The sequence below is a fragment of the Paenibacillus sp. LPE1-1-1.1 genome, from assembly GCF_040676435.1.
Lineage (GTDB): Bacteria > Bacillota > Bacilli > Paenibacillales > Paenibacillaceae > Pristimantibacillus.
Genome location: NZ_JBEGHY010000001.1, coordinates 972,395 through 988,949, shown reverse-complemented (window position 1 = coordinate 988,949; position 16,555 = coordinate 972,395). Strand labels below are relative to the sequence as shown.

Sequence of the window (16,555 nt, the reverse complement as noted above, 5' to 3'; positions counted from 1 at the left end):
CAAAAAAATCGACCAAACCGGAAGGAGTATCTATTTTCTTAATCCTAAGGATGATAAAATCAAATGAAAATCCAGTGTAATTAAATGAGGGGAAATTCATGAATAACCGGAGACAATTATTGTTAGATACGGCACTCACTCTAATGACAGAGCAGGGTTACGCGAATACTACGATCCAAATGATACTCGATGAGTCAGGAGTTTCAAAAGGAACCTATTATAAATTTTTTAATTCTAAAAATGACTGTATTGTCGCGATATTAGAACAGCAGCTGCAAGAGGATCTTATCATTCGGAAAGACCTTGAAAACAATGACTATGCTTCTGATTTTGATTTGCTGGTGGATCAAATCGCAGTACCTATGACTTTTCCGGAAAAACAACGTCTGATGGAGTTATTTTGGACAGGGCTATATTCTGGTGAATTTGATACGGCCAACCTAACCAGGAGACAGCTGAAATGGTTATCTGAACGCCTGATTCAGTTGTACGGGGAAGAGATACGTCCTTATGCTTACGAAGGAGCGATTCTATGTTACGGGATGCTGCATCAAATCGCGAATACGCGGAGGAACTTTCATGAAAGTCAGCCCGTATGGAAGGAAGTTGTACCGAAGGTTTTGAACTATGTCGAAGTATTGCTGAAAACGATGCAGGAGAGGCATGAGCATATTATAGATTTTCATACCTTATCGCTTATTGGCTCCAATGAGAATATGAAGATTTTGGATAAAAAAACGCTCATTGATGAACTGCAGGAGTTTAATCGTACCGTCCAGAAATCCAAAGAACCGACACAAACTAAGGAAATAACAAAAGGACTGCTTTCTTTATTGAAAGAAGACGAGTTGAATGCAGCAATGCTAGAAGTAGTATTGAGGGCGTTTCAAAAACAAATGGAATCAAACGGATTCCATTTAGAGGCAAGAAGGATTGCCAAAGATTGCTGGTGGCATTTGGAGCAAATAAAGGATAAGTAGAGGGAAGAATGAAGACGCGCAGGAGCTGGATACGGTTAAACAGAGCGGTCTTCCCATATAGGGGAGACCGCTTTTTTTTATGGTCTCGTCTTAATGGACATCTTAGTGCTTGTCGGGCAATGGTTTAAAATTTTAACAAGCTGCTCTTGCATATAAGAAGGAGAATGGACAAACCCGCTATCGATCCAGTGAAAGATCAGCCCAAGCAGCGCGTGCAGAGAATAGATGACAAGAAGCTCTTGATCCACATCGGTATCTTCATAAACGATCTCTTCCATTAATATTTGTTTCAAGGAAATAAACATTTTTTCTCTGAGAATAGGGAGTGCATCGCTTTTTGCCAGAACGCCATAGATGTTGGAGTGCTGGGCGATGTGATCAAAAATCATGATCGAATTTGCATGCAGCTCGTGCGGGAAAAAAACAGTTGCTTTTTCATAAGGCGCGCGGAAGGATTGAAGCAAATCCTTGATCAATTCGGTAATCATATCGCCCAGGAGTTCCTCTTTGTTCGCATAATTGGCATAGAATGTCCCTCTGTTATAATTCGCATGTTTGACAATATCGGTTATCGATATGGAGGTAAACGACTTCTGGGCCATAAGCTGAAGCAGTGCTTCTCTTAAGGCCGTTTTGCTTCGAATGACTCTGGGGTCCGCAGCAGAGACGGGTTTATGCATCTCAATCATCCTCCTATATACCTGATTTACATTTTCATTCCTGTTTGTTGTTTAGTGATCAATTGAACGCTTTTTAATGATTGATAACTTTTTCTTTCAACTTTATAGTAAACCTAACAGATGTTTGTTACTAAACATGTGTTTATTTTAACACAAAAAATGGAGGCATGACTGATGAAACTTTTCGGGAAAGTAGCGGTTGTAACAGGGGCAGCATCGGGTATGGGGAAGGCGATCGCAGAGCTATTTGCTGAAGAAGGAGCAAAGGTAATCATTTCAGACCTCAATCTTGAGAACGCCAATAAAGTTGTTCAGGGAATCGAAGCAAAAGGAGGCCGTGCCATTGCGGTTGCTGCCAATGTTGCCGTGGAAGAGGATGTTCAGCGGCTGATCGATAGCTGCGTCAACGAATTCGGCACGGTGGATATCTTAGTAAACAATGCGGGAATTATGGATAATTTTGTTCCGGCAGGGGACCTCACGGACGAGCTTTGGGAAAAGGTTTTTGCCGTCAATACGACAGGTCCTATGCGGACTACACGCAAGGTGCTTCCAATCTTCACGGAAAAGAAGGAAGGCGTCATCGTAAATATTGCGTCGAATGGAGGACTATTCGGATCCCGTGCAGGCGCCGCATATACGGCATCGAAGCATGCCGTGATCGGATTCACGAAAAATGTCGGCTTTCAATATGCGAAACTCGGTATTCGATGCAACGCCATTGCGCCGGGCGCCGTGAAAACGAATATCAGCGCATCCATTACAGAGCCGAATCCATTCGGCGTGGAACGCGCGTCGAGCGGAATGGGGATTAACCCGCGTTTGGGCGAGTCCGAAGAAATCGCAAAGGTTGCATTGTTCTTGGCCTCCAATGAATCGAGCTTTGTCAACGGCACGACGATTGTCGCGGATGCCGGATGGACGTCTTACTAAAACCGTCCTGCTAATTAAAGAAATCAAATCAGCGTTGAATACAAAGAAAAGACGACTCCCCTTTTAGGATAAGGGAAGTCGTCTTTTTTTAGGCTTCTTTGGCGATGGCCAATTTCATCTTCGCTTTGGATTCTTCCGGGGAAGTTTGTTCTGTCCGTTTGATAAAGAAGGAAAGCAGCAAACCGACGATGCCAATCCCAACGATAACGAGATAAGCGTCATTTATACCTTGGATGGAAGCTTCCATAATTAAATGTTTTTGTGTTGCGCCTTCTGCTGCGCCAGACGTCATAAGGTCCTTAAGATGAGTTGTAGTACGATTCGTCATCACGGTCACGAGCAAGGATGTGCCTACGGCGCCGGCAACTTGTTTAATGGTATTGGAGATAGCCGTACCATGCGCATTAAGTCTGGCCGGTAATTGATTTAAACCTGCCGTGGTGATAGGCATTAGGAGCATGGCCATGCCGAAGCGGCGGCCCGTGGACATGAGGACCAGATAGGTATAACTGGTCGTGTCCGTCAAGTTAATAAAGCCAAACGTGGTGACAATCGTAATCGCCATTCCGATGATGGAAAGCCATTTTGCGCCGAACCGATCGAACAGCCGTCCTGTGATCGGCATCATAACGCCCATCAGGAGCGAGCCGGGGAACATCAATAAGCCGGACTCCAAGGCTGTAAAGCCTCGCGCATTCTGCAGATAAAGAGGAAGCAGCATCATATCCGCATACATTACGATAGTAACCGCGATATTGATAATAGTGGTTAAAGAAAACATGCTGTATTTGAAAGCACGGAGATCAAGCAGCGGATTTACGGAAACCAGCTGCCGCCACGTGAACAGGACGAGAGAAAGGATCCCGGCAATAAGCGAAACGAGTACCTCCGCGTTCGACCACCCCTCGCTGCCGGCCCGGCTGAAGCCGTACATCATAGCGCCGAAACCGACGGTGGAAAGAACGACACTCAGCATGTCAATTTTTGCATGGATTCGCTCCGACACATTCTTCAAATAAATAAATCCGCAGATAATAACAAGGACGACTAACGGAATCATGCCGTAAAACATCGTTTCCCAAGGATAATTTTCTAGGATGTAACCGGCAAGCGTTGGCCCGATCGCCGGGGCGAAAATAATGGCGAACCCGACCATACCCATGGCTGCTCCCCTTTTGTTGGGGGGAAAGAGCGTTAGAATAACATGCATGAGCAGCGGCATAATAATACCGGCGCCGGCAGCCTGAATCAAACGTCCGGTCAGCAGGACGGGAAAGCTCGATGCAAGCGCGGAAACGATCGTTCCTGCAAGAAAAATAAACATGGAAGTTTGAAAAAGCTCACGCGTGGTAAATCGCTGCATCAAATAGGCCGTGATCGGGATCAAAACCCCGTTAACCAACATATAACCCGTAGTCAGCCACTGGGCCGTTGCAGCCGAAATGTTAAAATCAATCATTAGTTCCGGGACAGCAACGCTCATGACGGTTTGATTCAATGTCGCAAGAAAGGCACCCAAAATCATAATGAATAAGATTGGTCCCTTTTTTATCGAGCTGCTGTTTATTGCCATACTTTTACTCAACCTACTCCATCCTTTCAATTCTTCTCTATATAGACTTAATTTACACTGTGTTATATAATTTACAGTGTATAAATTAGATTATAGGCAGATTTAATGGGTTTACAAGCGACAAAAATCGAATGAAGTGTAAAGTAGTTTACAATAAAAGTATTTATGTCGTTTATCTTAAAGATGTTCGACGAAAGCTCTTAAATTGTAGTTTACAAAATTATGGAAAGGAGTAGGATATGGATAATTCAACGCCGCGAACAGATCCTCGTATACTCCGGACACGTCAATTGCTTAGAGACGCCTTTATTGAGCTGCTTCAGGAAATGGATATCGAAAAAATATCGGTAAATCGACTGGCAAAACGTGCCACCATCAACCGCGTTACTTTTTATCTGCATTATCGGGACATCCCGGATATGCTGGAAAAGATGGCGAATGATATGATCGAAGACATTCATCAGGTTTTGGATAATACGCCGCTGCCTTCTAATTCGGCAGAAGAAGAGGATTGGCCGATGCTGGTGAATCTGCTTGAGCATATTTCCAAGCATGCAAAGTTTTATAAAGTCATTCTCGCTATAAATCGAACAACGATCTTTTCGGATCGTCTGTTGAAGCTTCTTGCGAAATTGGTTACCGAAAGGCTGGGGGAGAACGATTCTTTCCTTGTAAAAGCAAGCATTCAAAAGGACATTGCGATATGGTACGGTTCTTCTGCCTTGATCGGTACCATCATTGCATGGCTTCGCAATGACATGCCGTATACGCCGCTTTTTCTCGCCAAACAATTTTCTTTGCTGCGGTCAATATCACGATAAGGATAATCGTTTAATCAAAGTAGGCACTTTTCTATGCAAACTTCTAAACCCTTGAGAATCAATGGTTTTTCTATTGGCAGAACGGAAAACATATTTACTTCTTACAGTAACGTCTATAGTTTGTAAGGTTACAACCAGCCTGAATACCCGACATAATAGATCAAGAAGAGGAGTGAAGCCAATTATGAAAGCGTTTGCCGAAAGCGTATCCGCTAAAATGCTTCACCGTTTATCAAGGGTTGGCCATTATGTTTAAAGGGGGATAACAAGAAATGCGAAAAAAGCTAAACGCTGTATTAGCCATCATCTTGTGCATCGCGATCATTGCGCCTCAAGGCTGGGGAGTTTCAACTGTAGACGCCGCAGCGCCGGGGGATACGGTCATGAGCAGCAGCTTCGAGACCGGAACCGATGGTTGGTTTAAGCGCGGAAGCGAAACCGTAACGCAAAGCACGGCAGCCGCCCAAAGCGGAGCAGGGAGCTTGCTCTCTGCCGGCCGTACCGCGATGTGGAACGGTCCAGGAATCAATGCTGCTGACACATTGCTGCCAGGTGCAGCTTATGACTTCTCCATTTACGCCAAATTAATGGAAGGAACAGCCGGCTCGGCTGCCGTTGAGCTGACGATTAACCAATCGGGTCTGCCGAACGGCGATCCGGCAGCTTATGCCAGAATTGACTCGAAACAGGTAACGGAAGGTGACTGGGTCTTGCTGCAAGGACAATTAACCGTAGACGCCAGAGCGACCGGCTATCAAGTGTACGTGCAATCCACCGATAATGCCACCGTCGCTTATTACATCGATACCTTCGAAGTCAAGCTTGTCTCGCTGCCCGATTCCGAACCGACGCCGCCGGACGAACCGACAACCCCGATCCCGCCGGGAACCCTCGTCTTGTCCCAAAACTTTGAAGACGGACATACCGGCGGCTGGGAAAACCTGTCCTGGGGCGGTGCCGGAACCGCTGAGGTTTCTTCGACTTATGCTTACGAAGGCTCCAAGTCGTTGAAGTTCAGCGGTCGGGCTTCGCGTTCAAGCAGTCCTTCCATCAACCTGACCGGTTTGATGAAATCCGAGCATGTTTACGATGTTTCCTTGAAGGTCAAGCTTGGCGAAGGGAGCGACACGCTTCATCTTTCATCGAAAGTCGATTCTCCGCTGCTTGATAACAAATACCCTTGGCTGATCGGCAACACAGAGGTAACCTCTTCCGATTGGACCTCATTCGAGCTGAAGAACTTTGAGGTTCCGACGAATACGGCTGAACTCCGCATTTGGGTCGAATCCGTTACTGATTCGACGTCCACGGCGGACATCTACATCGATGAGGTTGTAATCAAGGATGTAACGCCAGAGACGATACCAGATGAAGAAGACGTTGATCAATCCGGCGTCCAGGCCGATTTTGAGGATGGGCAAGGCGCTTGGGTGCGCAGAAGCGGATCCGGCAATATCAGTGTATCGACAGCTGACAACCATTCTCCAGGGGGCTCCAAAAGCTTGCTGACTACTGTAAGCCAGCAATATGACGGGCCGCTGCTCAGCGTGCTTGGCAAGATGCACAAGGGCCACAAGTATAACCTGTCCGCATGGGTGAAAATGGCACCCGGCCAAACGCCTACTGTACTGCGAATGTCCGTACAGCATGGCGAAGGGTCCTACACGAACGTCTCCCAGAACACCACGGTAACGTCCGATCAATGGGTGCAGCTGAAAGGTACCTTCACCGTTGCAACTACGCCCGGCGTATTGAATGCTTATATCGAAGCGGCAGATAGCATCATTGATGCTAGATCGTTTTACACGGACGACTTCGAATTGTCCTATGCCGGCCCTGTTGCAGGACCTATGCCCATCCAAACGGACATTGATCATTTGAAGGAAGTCTATGCCGATTACTTCAAGATTGGCGCCGCGGTTGAGCCGCCGCAGCTTGAAGGCGATGTTCATGAGCTGCTGGACTACCATTACAGCTCCATCGTTGCCGAGAACTCGATGAAACCGCAATCGCTGAGCCCGTCGGCTGGCGTGTGGAATTGGTCTTCGGCAGATAAGATCGCGCAATACGCGGTAGACCATGAGTTAGACTTCCGATTGCATACCCTTGCATGGCATCAGCAGGCTGCAGAGTGGATGTTCAAGGATGAGAATAACGAGCCGCTTGCAGCCACGCCTGCGAACAAGCAGCTGGTGCTCGACAGATTGACCGCTTACATTCAAACCGTAACGCGCCACTTTAAGAACATGGGTGCAGCCATCCATGCCATAGACGTCGTAAACGAGGTAATTGACGAAGGACAGCCGGATGGCATGCGGAAGAGCGAATGGTTCCGGCTGACTGGGACAGACTTCATCAAAACAGCGTTTACCGTCGCACGCCAAGAGCTTCCAAGCGCGAAGCTTTATATCAACGATTACAATACGCATGATCCGAAGAAACGCGACTTCTTGTACAACTTGGCGACAACGCTCAAAGCCGAGGGCGTCCCGATTGATGGCGTGGGCCATCAGACGCATATCAATATTAGCGGACCTTCCGTACAGCAAATTTCCGATTCGATCAAGAAATTCGCAGAAGCCGGCTTTGACAACCAGCTGACAGAGCTGGACGTCTCGGTCTATGCGAATAACAGCACAAGCTACGAGACGGTTCCGGAGGATCTTCTCGTTAAGCAAGGCTATCGCTATAAAGAATTGTTCAAGGAACTGGTTCGTCTGGATGAAATGGGCATCACTGCGGGCAATCCGGAAGGATGGATCAGTAATGTTACGCTTTGGGGCATTGCCGATGATCATACATGGCTTCATAACCGTCCAATCCAGAGACAGGACGCGCCATTCCCTTTCAACATGCAATACCAGGCCAAATATGCATATTGGGGTATGATCGAGGCGGTTAAGACGCTGACGCCTTCCAAACTCCCGGTAACGGCAAAAGCAGCAAATGCAGCACAAGGCACGCCGGTCATGGACCATGCCACAGACCTGGTGTGGAATATGGTGCCGGCCTTGCAGACCGAGCAATTAGGTACGCTTGCGGCAGACGTGAAGACCTTGTGGGATGCGCAAAATCTCTATGTTCGCGTAGCGGTTAAAGACACGACCAATACCGCAACGGATCAAATCGAGCTGTTTACCGACAACAACGGCATCCAGAAGCTGACATTCCCGCGTAACCACGCATCCATGACTGAGGTTACGGGCGGTTATGTTCTGGAAACGGCAATCCCGCTGAACGGAACGCTTGGCAAGCAAGTGAAGTTTGATGCAAGAGTTACCGACAAGGGGATTAACGACGGTACCGAGCAGGGCGGTAACGGCGTGATCGTCTCCTTGAGCGATCCGGGGAGTTCACAGGACAGCGGTAGTCAAGGATATGCCGTGCTGACTTATATCGCGGGTGCCAAATTGGCGAGCGCTGCCTATGGAACGCCTGCGATAGACGGAAATATGGACGACGCATGGGCTAATGCGGCGGTTTATACAACCGAAGTGTTGGTGGAGCAGAACAATGGGGCCGTCGCAAAAGCGGATTTCCGTACGATGTGGGATAAGGAGCACTTATATGTTTACGCCGTCGTAACGGACAGCCTATTAAGCGATGCCATCTCCAATGATTGGGAGCAGGATTCGGTTGAGATTTTCGTCGACCAAAACAATGGAAAAACAGCCAGCTACCAAGATGATGACGGCCAGTACCGAATCAACTACAACAACGTGAAGACGGTCGGCGGCCATGCAACAAATGACAATTATACGTCCGCCGCCAAGCAAATCTCCGGCGGTTATATCGTAGAAGCAGCCATCTCGCTTGATACGATTACGCCGGCTGACGGAACCTTACTCGGGTTCGATTTCCAAGTAAATAACGATCAAGACGGCGGCACGCGAGACAGCGTGTTAACCTGGAATGACCCGACTGGCCAGTCCTACGCAAATACGTCGAGATTCGGCGTCGTGCAGTTTGCGGAACAGCCTGGCCCGGGATCCCAGCAAGGTTCTTCTTCAAGTCAAGGACCGGCCGTTCCGGCCAATGAGGTCACTGCGACTGTGGATGCCGATGGTAAAGCGATGGCAAGCATCGGTCAGCAAGCTTTTGCCGAGGCATTGAAAGATGTCAAGGCCGGCCGCATCGGGTTCGAAATCAAAGCGCCAAGCAGCGCGAATACAATCATTGCCAAGCTGCCAGTCGGTCAATTGCAGGCCGCAGCCGAGGCCGGCGTGAAAAGGATCCAGATCGACACGGGCCTTGCCAAGCTGGAGCTTCCGAGCTCGTTGTTCGCAGGCTCGGATCAGACAGCCGATGTCGCCTTGAGCGTCAGCAAAGTGGATCCAGCGAAGTTGTCCGAAGAGGTTCGCAGCAAGGTTGGGAACAACGCGGTGCTTGACTTCAACCTAAGCGTAGGCGGGGAACAAATCAGCCAATTCGGCGCGGACCAAGCGATTCATGTCTCGATTCCCTATACGCTCAAGCCGGGGGAGAACGCAGGGGCAGTCGTGATCTACTACATTTCGGACAGCGGCAGCCTAGAGGTGATCAAAAACGGACGTTATATTCCGGCCTCGGGTACGGTTGAATTCGATGCCAAGCACTTCAGCAAATACGCAGCCGCAGACGTTCAGGTGAGCTTCACCGATCTGGATCAGGCAGCATGGGCCAAAGACAGCATCTCCGCCTTGGCGGCGCGGGATATCGTAAAAGGCTTATCGGCTGAATCCTTCGCGCCGAAGAAAGATGTTACCAGAGCCGAATTCGTGCAAATGCTCGTCCAGACGCTGGCTTTGCAAGCGGATGGCGCGAATCAGCCTTTCAGCGATGTCCAGGAAGGCAAATGGTATTCCGTTGCCATTGCGGCGGCTTACCAACTCGGCATCGTCAAAGGCAAACAAGATGGAACTTTTGGGGTTCAAGACCTGATTACGCGCGAGGATATGGCGGTCATGACGCACAGAGCTTTGTCTGCGGCGGGGCTGACATTGAATCGGGATAACGTGTCAAAAGTGTTCGCAGACAGTGCATCGATTGCTGATTACGCGCGCGAGTCCGTCTCGGCCATGCAGCAATCCGGCATTATCAATGGAATGCCAGACGGCAGCTTTGCTCCGAAGGCAGCCGCCAATCGGGCACAAGCAGCGGTAATTCTTGATCAGCTGCTTCATCTAATCTAAATATAAAAAAACGGATGCCTCTTTCCTAGGGAAGAGGCATCCGTTTTTTTATAAGGCAGTCACGAAGCTATTTTTTTATAAGCTGCAAGAGAAGCGCTTGCTCCTCCGATAAAATAAACTCCTCTTGGGGCCAAAATTCCTCATCTTCGTCTCTGCCGAAGAGACGGAGGATCTCCTTCCATACCCCTTTTTCCATTGCTTCCGAAGCGGAAATCATGATCTTCACGGCAAACACCTCCTGTAATCTTTGTACGTGTAATTACACTTATCTTTGTGAAAATAAACATCGTCTTATTCCTAATAGGTTCGGTTTATAACGAAAAAATAATTCTCGAATTCAGTCCAAGACAGTGGTTAAAATTCCCTTGTAGAACTATACTATATATAATTTTGGGAGGAAGGTGAGAAGATGAAAAGGGTGCTTCTTCTAGGTGATTCCATCCGTATGGGCTATGAGCCGCTTGTGAGAGAGGCGTTGAAAGAGAAGGCGGAGGTTGTCGCGCCGGCAGAGAACGGCAGATTTGCCAAGCATACGCTTTGGGGCGTCAATTTGTGGATAAAGGAGCTGGGAAAACCGGATATTGTCCATTGGAATAATGGATTATGGGATTTGCACCATGAAGCGCCGATGGTAGAAGCGCTGACTTCTCTCGATGAATACTTGGAAACGCTTAAACGAACAGCGAACGAGCTTCAGCGAACGGGTGCGCGAATCATATTCGCCACTACGACGCCGGTTCCGGCAGACGCGACGGGGCGCAGCAACGCCGAAATTGATTTATACAACGCGGCTGCAGCGAGGCTGATGGACAGCACCGGCATTGAAGTCAATGATTTGAATCGGCTCGTAAAACAAGACCTAAACGAAAATATATGCGAAGACAAACTGCATTTATCCGAAACGGGCAACCGCAGATGCGCGGAACAGGTTATCGAGCACATACATAAATATTTATAAATGGTATACAGATATCATAACCATAACCGTAAAATGGCAGCCCAAGCCTGGGAAACAGGCGCTGGACTGCCATTTTTTACTGCCTTTTGCCAATGCCGACGGAGACAGCCGCTTACGCTTGACGGATATTGCTTACGTCATCGCATCGGTCAAAAAACTCCGTCTGCAGCTTTAAGGAGTCATGATCATTCTTGACGGCATGGATCGCTTTGGAAAAATTAGCCGCACAGAACGAAATGTACTCCTTGCCGTACGCAGCCGATGAAAGGGAGGGATCACCCGCGATCTGATTCGGGAAATCCATATACCAGTGAATACCTGCGGACAGCTTATGTTCGGTGAGCGGGCGTCCGCGCTCCATGGATACCCATTCCCCCGGGTTCAATCGATCCATATGGACCAGATCAGGGTTCATATGAAGGATTTGGGAGGTTTCCATATGGTCGGCATGGCCATAATTGTCTGGCGTTTCATAGCTTTGATCGAGATGCGCCAGCTGGTCTGCGTTTAATTCCCATAGGTTATACGCAAATACGACATAATCCTTCCTTTCATCCAGCATCGTCTGAACAAAATAGCCCAGAAGGTTATTGTTGCCGCCATGCCCGTTTGCCAAGACGATCTTATTGAAGCCGTTTCGCCTGATTTCCTTGCATACTTCCTGCAAGAGGCGCAGCTGGAGCTCGCTGCTGAGAGCAACGGTGCCCGCATAATGCTTGACCTCGGATACCTGGCCGAAAATATAATATGGAAATAAGACGAAGGGTTCGATTTCGGCGGATTTTTCAGCGATTTCCCGCGCGATCATCATATCGGTACCAAGGGGCAGATGATCGCCATGCTTCTCCAGACAGCCGATTGGCAGCACGCATACGCGGCCGGTCGATTCGAGAGCAGCTTCAAACTGTTTGACGGTTAAGTTTTCCCATAACATGGAGTTCGTCCTTTCCCCGTTAAGCTCCATTTGGCGCTTTCGATAGAAAGACGGAAATAATCGTGTGAAGATAGCTTAAATCCGCTTTCATTCGCTTCTTCACTTCCTCGTTCAAAGAAGGATCGGTGTCAATCCGTTCGACCAGCTTGCTTATCTTTTTCAAGCTTTCTTCGCCTTCTTTGCTGGCCGCCTTTTTATCCTTCCATGCTTCCTCGAGCTTCTCCAGCTCTTTTTCATACTTTTTACCGTCGGACATTCCTTTGAAGGGTAAATAGATCGTTTTGATCTTGCGCTGCATCTCGGAAACGATCGTTTTCAAGGACAACAAAGGATTTTTATCGGGCACGATGGCTTGCTTGCTGTAAAGGCCTGCCAAAAGCGCCTTGTCGTATTCATTCTCGAACAAGGATTCGAATTCGAACAAGGCGGAGCCGGAGGCGCCGACAGCGATAGAGTCGTTAATCTGATTCAGCAGCATTTCCTTCGTCAAGCCGAGATTCGTTCCGACTCCGATGACGATCAAAGCCTTGTTGTTCGCGAGCGCCACGGAGTTAAGCGAGTCAGCGGCTACCGAAGTGGCATCCGGGTGATAGGACATAGGGAAGAGCTGATCAATATAATTTTTGGCTATCCAGTCCTTTGGCTCCTGATGCATAAATTCCGGTCCATCCACGTAGTTGGGCCATACGGCGGCGGACACCCGGATATCCGGCTTAAGCTTTTTCGCTTCGCTGGAGATTCGGTAGACGAACTCGTTAATCGTATTTTTTCTTAAATCAACCCATTCACGCCATAGCTCATCGCCAGGATGCAGGTCTATCGGATCAGCGCCGTACTGCTGCTTGAACAGATCCCGCGTATAGGAGTCATAGCCGAAGTCGTTTGTGTAATCCCCGGCATCGGGATAGCGGATATAGTCCAAATGCAAGCCGTCAACATCGTATTTTTGCAGCAATTCCTTGTAAATTTCCGAGATGAAATCTCTTGCTTCAGGCCTTGCCGGATTGAGAAAATAGTACTGCGTATTGTAGAGCGGAACATCCTGGTAATCATGGCCTTTTCTGCTGATCATGGACCATTCGGGCTTTAAAGCTTTGACTGGACCGACAGCACTTCCGACGCCGACCAGGAAGTTCTCGACCCAAGCATGCACCTCGATGCCTGCTTTGTCAGCTTCTTTCATATAAGCATCCAGCACGTCGAAGCTGCCGTAAATCGGATTTTGAGCGGCAAGCGGATGGCTCGTAGGGTAAATCGTGAACCCGTTCCACCATGTTTCGAGGTAGATGGAGTTGATATTTAAGGCATGCAGCTTTGCGATATGCTGCTGGACCTGCTCCAGGCTCGTTTCTTTCGGACGAATCCAAATGGACCGGTGGTCCACAGCTCGCGATTCATAGCTCATGTAGCTGGCTGTTTCAACCTGCTCATTCAGCTTGGCAAACCCTTCGGTAAAGGAAGTGAAATCCCCTTGTGCGATAGAATCCTTCAATTCCTCGATGCCAGCTTGCGCGGATGCGATTTGCTGCTCGATTCCGGTGTAGTTCACGTCAAGAAACTGCTGCTTGGAGAGGAGCAGCCTTTCCTCTGCAGCTTTAATGCCTAATTGCGCTTTATCCAGGTAGGATTCGGGAGTGAACAGAAAAAGCGCCTGCTTCTTGTCCGGCAGCAGGATAAAGGTGCTGCCGACGGATACCTGCTCGTTCAGCCAGCTCGCTTTGACGCCATGACCCGACAAGACATAGCCGCCGGTCGGAATGCTGGAATTATTGCCTCCGACATGCGATACCTTGCCGTCCGCATTCACAATCACCTCATATCCCCAAGGGTTTGTTCCGGTTGATGCCCCATAGCTGCTGTCGTAAACGATCAGCTGGTCGGCTCCGCGGTTACCGGGGAACGGCGCATTGCTTCCGTCGTCCCAGCCGCCCGGATTATCTTCTCTCGATTTGGGATTTAAGGCGTCGTACGCTGTTTTGGAGGCTTGAATCAGCACTTCATTGCTCATATTCAATTCAACCGCATCCCCTATCTGCACAGTTCCGTTTAATTTATTGTAGAACGGACTTTCAGCCTGAATGGAAAGGACGTATCCGTCCGCGGGAATCGGCGAGCTATTATCGACCCAATTGCCGCTCGCATCCTGCATCATGGCGGATATCTTCGTTACCTTACCGCCTTCGACGGTGATATCCATACCCCACGGATTCGTATTTGTGGCTGGGCCGTAGGCCGGCAAATAGAGGACGATGTCCGCTGCCCCTCGTCCGGCATTGACTTGCGTGATCGGTACGACCTCGCCGTTTAGAATGAAATATTTGCTTGGAAAAATAGGGATAGGGAAGTTCGCCGTAATCGAATCGCCGATTTGTAAGCGATCGATCAAGGCTGCGGCGCTTCCTGTCCCGGATAATACGTATCCATTGGAAGGAATATAAGTGCCTTTCGTGCTGCCTGCGTATTTTGCGGTGACAATATCGTTAGTGATGATCGCTTCCATTGTTTGAGGGAGCGGGGGCTTCGTCGTACTGCCATAGTTTCGGGTGAAGATGGAGAGCTTGCCGTCTTCTCTCTCCTGGTCAATCAGGTCAATCCTGTGAGTGGATCCGTCTCCGAGCGTGATGGAAGGAGGGGGAGATGAAGCGGATTCGGAAAAAGCGGTAGATGAAATGCTGATTAGAAGAAGGGGAATACAAAGAACGAAATGAACCAATCGTTTTCTCATCATGGCATACACCTCGAATTCTAATTTGTACGCATAAAACAGAACGCTGACCGCTCACCGCCTCCCGGATGAAGTAGGCTGTTCATGTTCATGATGGATGGTTTCTCTAGCAGTAGTGTAACAGCAAGCGGAGTTATTTTCCATAAAATTAATAAAAAGAGGATTTTATTTTTAATTCGGTTCTACAGCTTCATAGAATCCGGCCAATGCGTCTCGATGCCTTGATTCGTAATCAGGGTTAGAAAAGCGTTCAGATGTTCCTTATTCTCGCGGACCTCATGCGGGGTAACTTGATTCATCATGGAGTAAGCGGCTAAATAGCCGGCAGCTTCCCCGATATTCCATTCCGTCGGGTGAAGCCGGTAACAGCCGTTCGTGATTTGGGTCGTTCCAATATTTTTACAAGCAGGGAGCAGATTTTTCACCCGGACCGGTAGGAATGCTCCGAGAGGAATCTCGTAAGGAAGGCTGGGAATAAAGAAGCCGCGGTTGGATTTCGTGGTAGTATGAAGATCCAGATGATAGCTTCCGACCCCTACACTGTCCTCATACCGCTTTATGCCCTCGGTTCCCCGAATTTCAAGGCTTACGTCATGCTCCGTAATGGTGTAGACCGCTTTAATTCTGCGCGATTCCCGGATATAGGGATGCTTGGCGATGCCGTCTTCGGTACCCAGCACATCCCCGCGAAGCCTAAGACCCGGATAGCCTTTGCCGCCATCCGGCCGAGGCGCCTCGGTTTGCAGCCAATAAACGAGCGACAAGCTTTGCTGGCGCGCTCCCTTCAGATGCGTTTGTCTTTCTTCCTCCGATACCCCATAGATCGGTCCCAAATAATAATCGTTTTGTGCCCAGTTAATTAACGTGATGTCGCTTTCAAGAAATCCTTCCGAAAACAATGAACGGTCCAAGATGCGCCGGTAAGTCCAGAACGGCATCGGCTCCTTGCCATCCGGTAGGAAGACGATCTCTTTATCGATGCTCGGGTCGTGTAGATCTCCCATTTTCCATCCGAACAAAGGAAACCGCGAATGCGCCGGTATGAAGCTCCGCCAAAAGTCATACTGCTCTGGCTTTGCAATCGTGAAATTTCCGTTCTCGATATGATCGAGCGCAAATACATACGTAAAAGACTGCATATCGAGGGCATCGGCAAAATCGAGCGCGTGCGGCTCCCCGGTCTCGCTTTTGGCTTCCGCGCCTGAAACGTATTCAACCCCGGCAAGCGGGAGAAGGTCGCCGCATTCCGTCGCATCGAGATAGTAGGAACCGCGCAGCTTCTTGATTCTTCCATCCGAATGCTTGATATGGACGGTATCAATGCGGTCATCGTTCGTTTCCGCGGATTCAACCTGCCAGCCGAGAAGAAGAGTGAGGCGTCCGCTGCTTATGTAGGGAGCCAGCATGGCTTCCAGTACATGAAGCGCAGCTTTCGGTTCATGGCAGAGCCGGCTGACCCAGCCGTTGCCCGGATTCAAACGCTCGTTATTTTTGGCCGCATCCGTTAACGGGTAGTTTTCCTTGTAATAGCGCCGGATACGGTCGCGGAACTCGCGGTAGGTGCTTGTGCAGCCAAAGCTCTCAATCCAAGGATGCTCATCCGGTGGAACCGCCTGACTGGTCAACTGTCCGCCTATCCAATCCGTGGCTTCAGTTAAGATCACGTTCATGCCAAGCTTCACTGCGGACAGTGCTGCCATGCAGCCGCCTAACCCTCCGCCAACAACGATAACGTCTGCTGTGCCCGTTTGACTTTCCATCCCTTTCCCGCCTCTCTAGA

Annotated in this window: 11 protein-coding genes; 5 read left to right on the top strand and 6 right to left on the bottom strand. The window is 49.1% G+C overall.

What is annotated here, in order from left to right; all coding sequences use genetic code 11:
• Nucleotides 1-98 precede the first annotated feature (98 nt).
• Nucleotides 99-980 (top strand): TetR/AcrR family transcriptional regulator, encoded by an 882-nt coding sequence (locus tag MRBLPE1_RS04520; protein ID WP_364142084.1) that lies wholly within the window; start codon nt 99-101, stop codon nt 978-980.
• 77 nt (nt 981-1,057) lie between these two features.
• Here MRBLPE1_RS04520 and MRBLPE1_RS04515 read toward each other — a convergent pair whose 3' ends face one another.
• Nucleotides 1,058-1,660: a TetR/AcrR family transcriptional regulator gene (locus MRBLPE1_RS04515; protein ID WP_364142082.1), complete on the bottom strand. Its 603-nt coding sequence runs from the start codon at nt 1,658-1,660 to the stop codon at nt 1,058-1,060.
• Nucleotides 1,661-1,831: 171 nt separating this feature from the next.
• Between MRBLPE1_RS04515 and MRBLPE1_RS04510 the strand changes: the two genes are divergently transcribed.
• Nucleotides 1,832-2,593, top strand: coding sequence for an SDR family oxidoreductase (locus tag MRBLPE1_RS04510; protein WP_364144490.1), 762 nt, complete (start codon nt 1,832-1,834; stop codon nt 2,591-2,593).
• A gap of 88 nt (nt 2,594-2,681) precedes the next feature.
• On the opposite strand, the gene MRBLPE1_RS04505 is transcribed toward MRBLPE1_RS04510, so the two are convergent.
• Complete coding sequence (locus MRBLPE1_RS04505; RefSeq protein WP_364144488.1) at nt 2,682-4,166, bottom strand: DHA2 family efflux MFS transporter permease subunit; 1,485 nt, start codon at nt 4,164-4,166, stop codon at nt 2,682-2,684.
• Between the two features lie 239 nt (nt 4,167-4,405).
• Between MRBLPE1_RS04505 and MRBLPE1_RS04500 the strand changes: the two genes are divergently transcribed.
• Together MRBLPE1_RS04500 and MRBLPE1_RS04495 are read left to right on the top strand one after the other, a co-directional pair.
• On the top strand, nt 4,406-4,987 hold the full coding sequence (locus tag MRBLPE1_RS04500) for a TetR/AcrR family transcriptional regulator (protein ID WP_364142079.1): 582 nt from the start codon (nt 4,406-4,408) through the stop codon (nt 4,985-4,987).
• Between the two features lie 272 nt (nt 4,988-5,259).
• On the top strand, nt 5,260-10,158 hold the full coding sequence (locus MRBLPE1_RS04495) for an endo-1,4-beta-xylanase (protein ID WP_364142076.1): 4,899 nt from the start codon (nt 5,260-5,262) through the stop codon (nt 10,156-10,158).
• 67 nt (nt 10,159-10,225) lie between these two features.
• Here MRBLPE1_RS04495 and MRBLPE1_RS04490 read toward each other — a convergent pair whose 3' ends face one another.
• Entirely contained in the window at nt 10,226-10,384 is a 159-nt protein-coding gene (locus MRBLPE1_RS04490) for a hypothetical protein (protein ID WP_364144599.1), read from the bottom strand.
• A 183-nt stretch (nt 10,385-10,567) separates the two neighbouring features.
• Between MRBLPE1_RS04490 and MRBLPE1_RS04485 the strand changes: the two genes are divergently transcribed.
• Nucleotides 10,568-11,116 (top strand): SGNH/GDSL hydrolase family protein, encoded by a 549-nt coding sequence (locus MRBLPE1_RS04485; protein WP_364142073.1) that lies wholly within the window; start codon nt 10,568-10,570, stop codon nt 11,114-11,116.
• Between the two features lie 112 nt (nt 11,117-11,228).
• Here the strand turns inward: MRBLPE1_RS04485 and MRBLPE1_RS04480 are convergent, their stop codons facing one another.
• The 3 genes from MRBLPE1_RS04480 to MRBLPE1_RS04470 all read right to left on the bottom strand — a co-directional run bounded on the left by MRBLPE1_RS04480 (nt 11,229) and on the right by MRBLPE1_RS04470 (nt 16,535).
• The gene (locus MRBLPE1_RS04480; protein ID WP_364142070.1) at nt 11,229-12,050 is read right to left on the bottom strand and encodes a creatininase family protein; all 822 of its coding nucleotides are present in this window, start codon (nt 12,048-12,050) and stop codon (nt 11,229-11,231) included.
• A gap of 19 nt (nt 12,051-12,069) precedes the next feature.
• Complete coding sequence (locus MRBLPE1_RS04475) at nt 12,070-14,775, bottom strand: family 10 glycosylhydrolase (protein ID WP_364142067.1); 2,706 nt, start codon at nt 14,773-14,775, stop codon at nt 12,070-12,072.
• 182 nt (nt 14,776-14,957) lie between these two features.
• Nucleotides 14,958-16,535: an FAD-dependent oxidoreductase gene (locus tag MRBLPE1_RS04470; protein WP_364142064.1), complete on the bottom strand. Its 1,578-nt coding sequence runs from the start codon at nt 16,533-16,535 to the stop codon at nt 14,958-14,960.
• Nucleotides 16,536-16,555: the final 20 nt, after the last annotated feature.

Excerpts from the sequence above, each read along its gene's own strand:
- MRBLPE1_RS04520 (WP_364142084.1), top strand. The coding sequence starts at position 99 with ATGAATAACCGGAGACAATTATTGTTAGATACGGCACTCACTCTAATG.
- MRBLPE1_RS04515 (WP_364142082.1), bottom strand. The coding sequence starts at position 1,660 with ATGCATAAACCCGTCTCTGCTGCGGACCCCAGAGTCATTCGAAGCAAA.
- MRBLPE1_RS04505 (WP_364144488.1), bottom strand. The coding sequence starts at position 4,166 with ATGGCAATAAACAGCAGCTCGATAAAAAAGGGACCAATCTTATTCATT.
- MRBLPE1_RS04500 (WP_364142079.1), top strand. The coding sequence starts at position 4,406 with ATGGATAATTCAACGCCGCGAACAGATCCTCGTATACTCCGGACACGT.
- MRBLPE1_RS04495 (WP_364142076.1), top strand. The coding sequence starts at position 5,260 with ATGCGAAAAAAGCTAAACGCTGTATTAGCCATCATCTTGTGCATCGCG.
- MRBLPE1_RS04485 (WP_364142073.1), top strand. The coding sequence starts at position 10,568 with ATGAAAAGGGTGCTTCTTCTAGGTGATTCCATCCGTATGGGCTATGAG.
- MRBLPE1_RS04480 (WP_364142070.1), bottom strand. The coding sequence starts at position 12,050 with ATGTTATGGGAAAACTTAACCGTCAAACAGTTTGAAGCTGCTCTCGAA.
- MRBLPE1_RS04475 (WP_364142067.1), bottom strand. The coding sequence starts at position 14,775 with ATGAGAAAACGATTGGTTCATTTCGTTCTTTGTATTCCCCTTCTTCTA.
- MRBLPE1_RS04470 (WP_364142064.1), bottom strand. The coding sequence starts at position 16,535 with ATGGAAAGTCAAACGGGCACAGCAGACGTTATCGTTGTTGGCGGAGGG.